Below are 9,712 nucleotides of genomic sequence, written 5' to 3'. Positions count from 1 at the left end.
CCGATGATAGTGCGGATCACCCGTGTGAAAGTAGGTAATCGTCAGGCTCCTCATGCTAAAAACAAAAACCCCACCCCATAAAGGTGGGGTTTTTGCGTTGGAGAACGCGCTACGGAAAAGGAGCAAAAGTCGCACCCCCAAGCGCTAAAATCCCCTCCACGTATTTTCGAAAGGCACGGCCAGCGCCGTCGATGTCCCCATGCTACGTTTAAGCGAAATCAAGCTCCCGCTCGATCATCCCGAATCGGCTATCGAATCGGCGGTTCTCGCACGTCTCGCGGAAATCGGCGTGACGGCGAACGAGCTCATCCGCTTCCACGTATTTCGCCGTGCGCACGACGCCCGCAAGCGCTCCGACATCAAGCTCACCTACATCATCGATGTCGAACTGCAAGACGAAGCATCGGTATTGAAGCGTCTCGACGAGCATCCCCATCCGCATTGCAGCGTTACGCCCGACATGGCGTATCGCTTCGTGGCGAAAGCGCCGGCGCATTCGACGTTGCTGCGTCCTGTCGTCATCGGCATGGGGCCTTGCGGGCTGTTTGCAGGCTTGATCCTCGCGCAGATGGGCTTTCGCCCGATCATCCTCGAGCGCGGCAAGGCCGTGCGCGAACGCACGAAAGACACGTGGGGGCTCTGGCGACGCAACGAGCTCAACCCGGAGTCGAATGTGCAGTTCGGAGAAGGCGGCGCCGGCACGTTTTCCGATGGCAAGCTCTACAGCCAGATCAAGGATCCCAAGCACTACGGTCGCAAAGTACTCGACGAATTCGTTAAAGCCGGCGCGCCGGAAGACATCCTGTACTTGAGCCGCCCGCACATCGGCACGTTTCGGCTCGTGAGCATGGTCGAGAAGATGCGCGCGCAGATCCACCAGCTCGGCGGTGAAGTGCGATTCCAGCAGCGGGTCGAGGACATCGACATCGATAACGGCAAGGTGCGTGGTCTCAAGCTTTCGACCGGCGAAACGCTGCGCTGCGATCATGTCGTGCTCGCCGTGGGGCACAGCGCGCGCGACACCTTCGAGATGCTGCACGACCGCGGCGTGTACATGGAAGCCAAGCCATTCTCGCTCGGCTTTCGCATCGAACATCCGCAAGGCGTGATCGATAGAAGTCGCTTCGGCAAATTCGCCGGTCACGAAAAGCTGGGCGCGGCCGACTACAAAGTTGTCCACCATTGCAGCAACGGCCGCGCCGTGTATAGCTTCTGCATGTGCCCGGGCGGTACGGTGGTCGCGGCGACGTCGGAGCCGGGGCGCGTCGTGACGAATGGCATGAGTCAGTATTCACGCAACGAGCGCAACGCGAATGCGGGCATCGTGGTAGGCATTACACCGGATGATTTTCCGGGTGGCCCGCTTGCCGGCATCGCGTTTCAACGCAAGTGGGAAGAAAGGGCGTTCGAACTGGGCGGTGGTGATTATTCCGCGCCCGGACAACTCGTCGGCGACTTCATCGCGGGGCGCGCGTCGACATCGCTTGGTTCGGTCAATCCGTCGTACAAGCCGGGCGTGAAGCCCACCGACCTGAGCACCGCGCTGCCCGATTACGTGATCGAAGCGATCCGCGAAGCCTTGCCCGAACTCGACAAGAAGATCAAAGGATTCGCGATGCACGACGCCGTATTGACTGGCGTCGAGACGCGGACGTCTTCGCCGATTCGCGTGCGTCGCAAGGACGATTATCAGAGCGTCAATGTCGACGGTCTATACCCGGCGGGCGAGGGCGCAGGCTACGCTGGCGGTATCTACTCGGCGGCGATCGATGGCATCGAAGTCGCGGAAGCCGTCGCGTTGCAGATGATGGCGCAGCACGCGGCCGCCCTATAAAAAAAGAGCGCATCGGTCGATCCGCTGCGCTCTTCACAACTCAAACCGCGGCAAGCTCAGGTCACCACACCCACTTGCCAGGGCACGAATTCACTCTGCCCGTATCCGTGCAGTTCGCTCTTCGACGCTACGCCTGACGCGCAGTCGAGCATCATCTGGAAGATCTGTTCGCCGAGTTGCTCGATGGTCGCCGAACCGTCGATCACGCCGCCGCAGTTGATATCCATATCCTCTTCCTGCCGCTCCCACAACGCCGTGTTCGTCGCGAGCTTGAGCGAAGGCGAGGGCGCGCATCCATAAGCAGAACCGCGGCCCGTCGTGAAGCAGATCAGATTCGCGCCCGACGCAACCTGCCCCGTCGCGGACATCGGATCGTATCCGGGCGAATCCATGAAGACGAAGCCCTTCGCATCGATACGCTGCGCGTATTCATACACTTCGACGAGGTTCGTTGTTCCGCCCTTCGCGACCGCGCCGAGCGACTTTTCGAGGATCGTCGTCAGACCGCCGACCTTGTTGCCGGCCGACGGATTGTTGTCCATCGCCGCGCCATTGCGCGCGCAGTATTCTTCCCACCACTTGATGCGCGCGAGCAGCTTTTCGCCGACTTCGCGGCTCACCGCGCGGCGCGTCAGCAGATGCTCCGCGCCATAGACTTCGGGCGTCTCGGAGAGAATCGCCGTGCCGCCGTGAGCGACGAGCTTGTCGACCGCGGCGCCCAATGCGGGGTTCGCCGAAATGCCTGAATAACCATCCGACCCACCGCACTGCAATCCGACGACCAGATGCGCCGCCGGCACCGGCTCGCGCTTCACGCGATTCGCATCGACGAGCATTTCCTCGATCATCGCGATGCCGCGCTCGATCGTCTTTCGCGTGCCGCCGCTGTCCTGAATCGTGAAGCTGCGCAGCTTTGCGCCGTCCTTCAGCCCACTCGATTCGAGCACGCCCGAAATCTGGTTCGTCTCGCATCCCAATCCGACGAACAGCACGGAATGAAAGTTCGGATGGATGGCGTAACCCGCAAGCGTGCGGCGCAGAATGCCGAGGCCTTCGCCCTGCATGTCGATGCCGCATCCGAGTCCGTGCGTGAGCGCGATCACGCCATCGACGTTCGGATAATCCGCGAGCGCTTCCGGATGCACATCGCGCCGGAAGTGATCGGCGATGGCGCGCGCAACCGTGGCCGAGCAGTTCACGCTCGTCAGCACGCCGACGAAATTGCGCGTCGCCACGCGACCGTCCTCGCGGCGGATGCCCATGAACGTCGCGGGCTTATCGACGAACGGCGTCGGATGCTGATCGACGCCGAATTCGTGCTCGCGCGCGAAATCGGCCATCGACAGATTGTGCGTGTGCACGTGCTGTCCGCGCGAAATCGCCTCGCGCGCCACGCCGATGATCTGGTTGTACCGCTTCACGGGCGCGCCCGCGGCGATGTCGCGGGTCGCGATCTTGTGTCCCGGCGGAATCAGCCCCGCGACAACGAGATCCTCCGACGCGATGCGCGCGCCGGAGAGCAGCTGACGCGTCGCGATCACGACGTCGTCGTTAGGATGCAGCCGGATGACCGCATGGTCGGTGGATGTGGTGGACATGGTTTTGTTCTCAGACCGTGGAAGGTGCGCGGTTGTCGAGCCGCGCTTGCTCTTCTTCGGCGCGATTGAGCGGTTCGATCTTGCCGACGATTACAAGATAGCTGAATGCGCCGAGGAAGCAGAAGCCGCCCGCGACACACAGCGGAATCACGAACGAGCCCTTGGTGATCGCGAGCATCACGCCGGTGAAGGTCGTGATGACGATGCCGGCAAGGTTCGACGCGAAGTTCTGGATGCCCCCGATCGATGCGACGTGATCCGGCGTCGGCGCGACGTCGCTCGGCAGCGACCAGATGCTGGCGGCCGCGAACGCAAGGCTGGCGTAAGCGATGCCGAAAAACGCGAGCATCAGATAAATGTTGGTCACGAACGCGCACAGCGTGATGACTGACGAAAGCAGCATGCCGCCGACCATGCAGGTCTTGCGCGCGGCGGTGAGGCTCCAGCCGCGTTTGAAGAGCGCGTCCGACACCCAGCCGCCGAACCAGCCGCCCGGAATCGACATCAGCGCGGGAATCGTGCCGAGCGTGCCGAGCGATTTCAGCGAGAAGCCGTGCGCCTGCACGAGATAGCTCGGGAACCAGGTGATGAAGAAGTAGATGACGAAGTTCAGGCAGAAGAAGCCGAGCATCATGCCCCACAGCGTGCGGTACTTGAACAGCGACGCCCACGACACCTTGGTCTTCGGCGCGACCGGTTGCACCGGCGCGGCATCCACCTCGCCCGTCAGGTCGCCCGTGGACTTGTTACGGTAGATCAGGAACCAGCCGAGAATCCACACGAAGCCGATCACGCCGGTAATGACGAACGACGCTTCCCAGCCGAACGAGCTGATGATGAGCGCGACGACGGGAATCGAAAGCGCCGAACCCACGCGCGAGCCGCTATCGAAGATGCTGGTCGCGAACGCGCGCTGCTCCTTTTTGAACCACTGCGACACGAGCTTTGCGCACGACGGATACGCGCCCGCTTCGCCGATGCCCAGCATCAGGCGGCAGCCGAACATGCCGACGACGCTCGTCGCGACGGCGGTAAGCGCCGTGAATACCGACCACCAGCCCACCGCGAGCGGCAACGCGATACGCGCGCCGACGCGATCGACGAACCAGCCGAAGGGCATCTGCATGAGCGCGTAGCTCCAGAAGAAGCCGCTCAGGATGAAGCCCATTTCAGCGGGGCCGATGCCGAGCGCTTTTTCGATCTGCGGCGCGGCGACCGCGAGGTTCGCGCGATCGATGTAATTGATCGCGATTGCCAGAAAAGCCAGAAATATCACTACCCAACGCATTTTGCGCATCGTTTGTCTCCTCAATGGGCGGCACTTCATGTGTTCCGGCCCGATCCGCGATGCCGGCGCGGTGAGCCGTGATTCGAAAGCTGGGTATCGTTTTTCAGGCGGATTCGAGCGCGTCGCGCAGACGCTTCTGCTCGATGTCGAGATTCAATTCGCGCGCGAGCTCGATGACGGGCCGGAAGCGCCGGACTTTCTTCTCGTCGTGATTGCGCGCGATGTCCGCGAGCCGATGCACGAGAAACGGGTTCTCGAAGCGGTCGCGCACGCTCGACAGATATTCCGCCGCGACATCGTGCTTGCCGAGCGCCGCGAACACGGGCAGCACTTCGTCGCGCCACGTCGCTTCGAGCGGCTCGCGATACGCGGGATCGCGCATCGCGTCGAGCACGGTCATGTCGGGTGAGCCTTCGCGCGTGCGCCAGATTTCGGCGAGCATCGTATGGCCGAGGTTCAGCATCAGCAGCTTCAGACGTTCGTAGTGCGCGAGATCGTCGGTCACGACGATGTCCTCGTGCTCGCACGGCAGCACCATGCCCGCCTGCCGCTCGATCGCCCACAGCGCGTACGGCTCCGCGATCGCGCCGACCGGCTGAATCGGCTCCGACACGATCCGGTCCACGAGCGAATTCACCCACACGCAGTCTTTCGTGAGATAGCCGATGAACGCCTCGTCGGCGTTCCAGCCGCGCGCGATGCCGATCACCAGATCGCGCAGCGTGTCGCCGTTGCGGGAAACCAGTTCGCACGGCAAGAGCGTGATCGCTGCGGCGCCGGCCTGATATCGCGCGTGGAGCAGCACCGCGAGCTTGGCCGCGAAGCCGCGCGGCGTGCGCTGGCCGTCGAGCAGATCGGCGGTGTCTTCGTCGAAAAGTGCGTAGCCGGCGTCCGCCGTGTTCGAAACGATCACTTTCACGTCGTGCTTCACGCGCTCGATCAGCAAGGGCCAGTCGTCGTTCGCGTGCAGCGCCTCGGTGATCGAATCGCATTCGACGGTCGTATCGATGGTCTCGTCGCCGCGACGGCCGCGAATGCGCACCGGATAGCGCCCGGCCGCGCGCAACGCTTCGACGCGCGCGCGGCTGTCGGCGCTGGACGTAGTCTGAACGACGGTGATCTTGCCGAGCGCTTTCGCCGGATCGCGGCGCGCCGCCTCGCTGACGAAGAAGTCGACGTGCGCCTGCAGGAAACGGCTCGTGCCGAATTGAAGAATCGGATTGCTCATCGTCGGGAGCTGGGGAATTGGTCGAGTGGGAACGGTTCCAGATCGCCATAAAAAAATTGGCCACCTGGCCTTACCGGATTGCATACTAGTGTCTTGAAACAGAATTGGTCAAGCCACTTGTAAGCGGTCTGAGAACGGCGAAAGCCCGCCGCGTGGTGCGTCGGCCCTTCCGCTGATTACAATCCACGTTTTCCCCGAGACGAAAAGCAGGAGCCAGCACGTGAGCGTGAAACCAGCCGAGACGCGACGCCTGTATCTACAGATCGCCGACAAGCTGCGCGGATTGATCGAGCAGCAGGATTTCGCCCCGAACGGCCGTCTGCCGTCGGAGCGTGAACTCGCGCTGACGCTCGGCGTGTCGCGGCCATCCGTGCGCGAGGCGCTCGTCGCGCTCGAACTGGAAGGGCGCGTCGAGATACGCATGGGATCGGGCGTCTACATCGTCGCGACGCCCGCGAACAAGCCGCCGACGACCGAAGCGGAACTGGGCGAAAGTCCGATCGAGATCATGACCGCGCGCAGCGTGATCGAAGGCGCGATCGCGGCGAGCGTCGCGCCGTTCGCGAAACCGAAGGAGTTGAAGGCGCTGCGCACCGTGTATGAGACGATGGCTCGCGAAGTCGACAACGGGCAAGTGCCGATGGCCGCCGATCGCGCGTTTCACATCGCGATCGCGCAGATGACGGGCAACGATGTGCTCGTGCGAACGGTCGGCAGTCTCTACGACGAGCGGCACAGTCCGTTATCGTCGACGCTGCGTGGGCACTTCGAAGGGGAAGAAACGTGGGCGGCCGCGCTGGGCGAGCATCGGGAAATTCTGGAAGCGCTGGAGGCGCGCGACGCAATACAGGCGCAGGCCGCGATGCAGCGGCACATGCGTCAGTCCGCGGCGCGTCTGATGACGAAGCGCAAAAGCTGAGTCCGGCGCGCGCGGGAAGCGCGCACCGATGGCGAAGAAAACGTGTCCGCGTCAGCCCGGATAGGCTTCATCGACCTTCAGACCCGCCAGCTTGAAGATGACGCGCAGCGTTTGCGGCGCAATCTCCCGGCGTGAGGCGAGCGTAGTCAGGACGAAATCCATCACTTTGGCGTACTTCAGCATGGTCAGGCACGACTCGATGTCGGTGGAGCCGTCGCGCATCGACTCGGCGAGGCGCAACATTTCCACGGAAATCTCTCGGGCCATTTCCAGTTCGAGCTGCTGCTTTTCACTCCACGCGGGCATCGCGGTCAGTGCCGCGAGCATCTCCTGAAACTGCTTCTCTGCTTTCTTGTCGGGGATCGCATCCATCGCCGTCCTCTCATGTTCATGGCGCCGCGAGTCGCATTCGCCGCGCTGTGCGTTAGGTGTTACGTAACAAGGCCGGGCGCGGGTGACGACGCTTCGCGTGTCGAGACGCGGCCTGTTACCAGCTTGTTGCTTCTGCTGCATCGGTACGCGGCCGAAAGGCCACGGTGTGTCGTCTTTTCCAATGGCCTCATTGCCGGACGATGCACAATCTGTTCCATGCAGCCTTGCTGCCACGCATTGGCCTTCTGCCGATGACTGGAACGAGAGCGTCTTCGCGCTTTTGAGTAAACTTCCTATTTTGAGACAACAGAACCAGCGGTTAGCGCACATTCGGCGCGAACATGCTCCGCTTTTTTACTGATCGAACCTTTTACGATGACCAGGAAAGCCTCCGCGTCGGCTCCGGGCACACCCGACCCCTCCACCAAACACGAGATTCGTCCAGGCCAGTCGATCGAACTGCTGAAGGAACTCCATATCCTCACGCGCGACGGCAAGATGAATCAGGACAGCCGCCGCAAACTGAAACAGGTCTATCACCTCTATCAGTTCATCGAACCGCTTCTTGCCGACGTGCACGCGCGCCAGGGGGCCGTATCACTCGTCGACCACGGCGCGGGAAAATCCTATCTCGGGTTTATTCTCTACGATCTCTTCTTCAAGACTCTGCGCGATCGGTCACACATCTTTGGAATCGAGACGCGAGAGGAGCTGGTAAAAAAATCCGAGGAATTGGCGCAGCGCCTCGGGTTTACAGGGATGTCGTTTCTGAATCTGTCGGTGGCCGAATCAATTGATTCAGATCGTCTGCCTGATTCGATCGATATCGTCACCGCACTGCATGCGTGCAACACGGCCACCGACGACGCCATCCAGTTCGCTCTGCAGAAGAATGCGAAGTACATCGTCGTGGTGCCGTGCTGTCAGGCCGAGGTGGCTTCAGTGCTCCGAAAGAACAAGGGACACGCGCTCTCGAAGAATGTGCTGACGGAAATGTGGCGGCATCCGCTGCATACGCGCGAATTTGGGAGCCAGATCACGAACGTGCTGCGCTGCCTGCAACTCGAATCGCACGGATATCAGGTGAGCGTGACGGAACTGGTCGGCTGGGAACATTCGATGAAGAACGAGCTCATCGTCGCGCAGTTCAAGGACTTGCCGCGTGGCCGGCCTGCGCAAAGGCTTTCGGACGTGCTCGAAACGCTCGGGCTGGACGAACTGCGCGAGCGATTCTTTTCGCCCGCGCACTGATCAGGATTTGTCTTTCATCCACGCGTCGAAGCCGTCATGCCCCAGACGGCGCAGCGTTTCGATATTGCGCTCGTAGATGTCGGATGCATCGGGAAACGCGGCAACGGCGCGATCGATGCTCGCTTCGCGAATCAGATGGAACGTCGGATACGGCGCGCGATTCGTGTAGTTGTCGATATCGTCGGGCCCGGTGCCCTCGAACCGATAGTCCGGATGGAAGCTCGCGATCTGCAATTCGCCCGCGAGTCCAAGCTGGACGAGCAGATTTTCGGCGAAATAGAGCGCGTCGTTGTAATCGGCGAAATCCGCGAACGCGTGCGGTGTAATGAAAAGCGTGGTGTCGATGACCTCGGGATCCGTATCGTGCAAAAGACGAAGCTCATCCGTCAGTTCTACGACGAGATCGTCCACGCCGTGCGCCTCGCTCACCACGTAGCGAATCTGCTCTTTGACATGCACGCTCTTCGCGAACGGGCACAGATTGAGTCCGATCACCGCGCGGGTGAGCCAGTGTCGAGTCGCCGCGATCACCTCGTCGCGGGTGCTGCCGTCAGTCATGAGAATCCTGTTTTCGATACGCGGGACACGCCGCCGCGATCAGCGTGCGCGCGATGCGCGGCGCGGCGAGCAGCGGGCCCGAGCCGGGTCCGTAAGTCTGGCTGGTCGCGTAGATGCCGTCGACAAGCAACGCGAGCGATTCCGCCAGTTCAGCGGGATTATCCGCTTCGGCTGCCGTGCAAATCTCGACGAGACGCGTCATCAGGTAATTTTTGTTGCGCTCAACCGACTGCCGCGCGGGATGCGCCGGATCGCCGAATTCACACGCGATGTTCACGAACGGGCAGCCGCGATAATCCGGCGAGGACGCCCGTTTCACCAGATCTTCGAGCGCCTGAATCATCTGCTTTGCCGGTTCGCCGGGATGTTTCGCGACGCTCGCCTCGAAGCGCCGCCGAAAACCCTCGTCCATGCGTTCCAGATACGCGACGACGAGTTCGTCCTTCGACGCGAAACGCCGATACAAGCTCATCTTGTTGACGCCCGCGCGTTCCACGACGGCATCGACGCCGATTGCGCGGATGCCGTCGCGATAAAACAGCTCCTGCGCCGCGTCGAGCAATTGCTCCTGCGCGGTCGCGCCATCCGTGCGGACACTTCGGCGGGCGGGGGCTTTCGGCTGGTCGGCGGTTGATCGTGTCACAGTCGGTTCCTCGAAGAATTC

At 61.9% G+C, this 9,712-nt stretch carries 9 protein-coding genes; 3 read left to right on the top strand and 6 right to left on the bottom strand.

Annotated elements, in window-relative coordinates; genetic code table 11:
* The first annotated feature begins 199 nt into the window (after window positions 1–199).
* Window positions 200–1,834, top strand: coding sequence for an NAD(P)/FAD-dependent oxidoreductase (locus QCE73_RS12895; RefSeq protein ID WP_309881525.1), 1,635 nt, complete (start codon window positions 200–202; stop codon window positions 1,832–1,834).
* Window positions 1,835–1,890: 56 nt separating this feature from the next.
* Here the strand turns inward: QCE73_RS12895 and QCE73_RS12890 are convergent, their stop codons facing one another.
* From QCE73_RS12890 to QCE73_RS12880, 3 genes are all read right to left on the bottom strand, one after another.
* Window positions 1,891–3,432 (bottom strand): UxaA family hydrolase, encoded by a 1,542-nt coding sequence (locus QCE73_RS12890; RefSeq protein ID WP_035509878.1) that lies wholly within the window; start codon window positions 3,430–3,432, stop codon window positions 1,891–1,893.
* Window positions 3,433–3,442: 10 nt separating this feature from the next.
* A complete protein-coding gene (locus tag QCE73_RS12885; RefSeq protein WP_035509880.1) occupies window positions 3,443–4,729 on the bottom strand; it encodes an MFS transporter in 1,287 nt (428 codons plus the stop codon).
* A 94-nt stretch (window positions 4,730–4,823) separates the two neighbouring features.
* Entirely contained in the window at window positions 4,824–5,948 is a 1,125-nt protein-coding gene (locus tag QCE73_RS12880) for a mannitol dehydrogenase family protein (protein WP_309881524.1), read from the bottom strand.
* Between the two features lie 220 nt (window positions 5,949–6,168).
* Here QCE73_RS12880 and QCE73_RS12875 point away from each other — a divergent pair, with 220 nt between their 5' ends.
* On the top strand, window positions 6,169–6,867 hold the full coding sequence (locus QCE73_RS12875) for a FadR/GntR family transcriptional regulator (RefSeq protein ID WP_035509886.1): 699 nt from the start codon (window positions 6,169–6,171) through the stop codon (window positions 6,865–6,867).
* A 51-nt stretch (window positions 6,868–6,918) separates the two neighbouring features.
* Here QCE73_RS12875 and QCE73_RS12870 read toward each other — a convergent pair whose 3' ends face one another.
* On the bottom strand, window positions 6,919–7,239 hold the full coding sequence (locus tag QCE73_RS12870; protein ID WP_035509889.1) for a hypothetical protein: 321 nt from the start codon (window positions 7,237–7,239) through the stop codon (window positions 6,919–6,921).
* A 375-nt stretch (window positions 7,240–7,614) separates the two neighbouring features.
* On the opposite strand from QCE73_RS12870, the gene QCE73_RS12865 reads away from it, so the two are divergent.
* Window positions 7,615–8,490 (top strand): SAM-dependent methyltransferase, encoded by an 876-nt coding sequence (locus tag QCE73_RS12865; RefSeq protein ID WP_051627222.1) that lies wholly within the window; start codon window positions 7,615–7,617, stop codon window positions 8,488–8,490.
* On the opposite strand, the gene QCE73_RS12860 is transcribed toward QCE73_RS12865, so the two are convergent.
* Both QCE73_RS12860 and QCE73_RS12855 read right to left on the bottom strand, forming a co-directional pair.
* Window positions 8,491–9,048, bottom strand: coding sequence for a DUF1415 domain-containing protein (locus QCE73_RS12860; RefSeq protein ID WP_309881522.1), 558 nt, complete (start codon window positions 9,046–9,048; stop codon window positions 8,491–8,493).
* Window positions 9,041–9,691, bottom strand: a complete 651-nt coding sequence (locus QCE73_RS12855; RefSeq protein ID WP_309881520.1) for a TetR/AcrR family transcriptional regulator — start codon at window positions 9,689–9,691, stop codon at window positions 9,041–9,043. Before QCE73_RS12855 ends, QCE73_RS12860 begins: the two co-directional genes overlap by 8 nt.
* Window positions 9,692–9,712: the final 21 nt, after the last annotated feature.

The organism is Caballeronia sp. LZ029 (assembly GCF_031451275.1).
Classification (GTDB): Bacteria; Pseudomonadota; Gammaproteobacteria; order Burkholderiales; family Burkholderiaceae; genus Caballeronia; species Caballeronia jiangsuensis.
This window is presented reverse-complemented; position numbering and strand designations above follow the sequence as displayed.

Coding starts and splice junctions, on each gene's coding strand:
- QCE73_RS12895 (WP_309881525.1), top strand. CDS start 200: ATGCTACGTTTAAGCGAAATCAAGCTCCCGCTCGATCATCCCGAATCG.
- QCE73_RS12890 (WP_035509878.1), bottom strand. CDS start 3,432: ATGTCCACCACATCCACCGACCATGCGGTCATCCGGCTGCATCCTAAC.
- QCE73_RS12885 (WP_035509880.1), bottom strand. CDS start 4,729: ATGCGCAAAATGCGTTGGGTAGTGATATTTCTGGCTTTTCTGGCAATC.
- QCE73_RS12860 (WP_309881522.1), bottom strand. CDS start 9,048: ATGACTGACGGCAGCACCCGCGACGAGGTGATCGCGGCGACTCGACAC.
- QCE73_RS12880 (WP_309881524.1), bottom strand. CDS start 5,948: ATGAGCAATCCGATTCTTCAATTCGGCACGAGCCGTTTCCTGCAGGCG.
- QCE73_RS12865 (WP_051627222.1), top strand. CDS start 7,615: ATGACCAGGAAAGCCTCCGCGTCGGCTCCGGGCACACCCGACCCCTCC.
- QCE73_RS12870 (WP_035509889.1), bottom strand. CDS start 7,239: ATGGATGCGATCCCCGACAAGAAAGCAGAGAAGCAGTTTCAGGAGATG.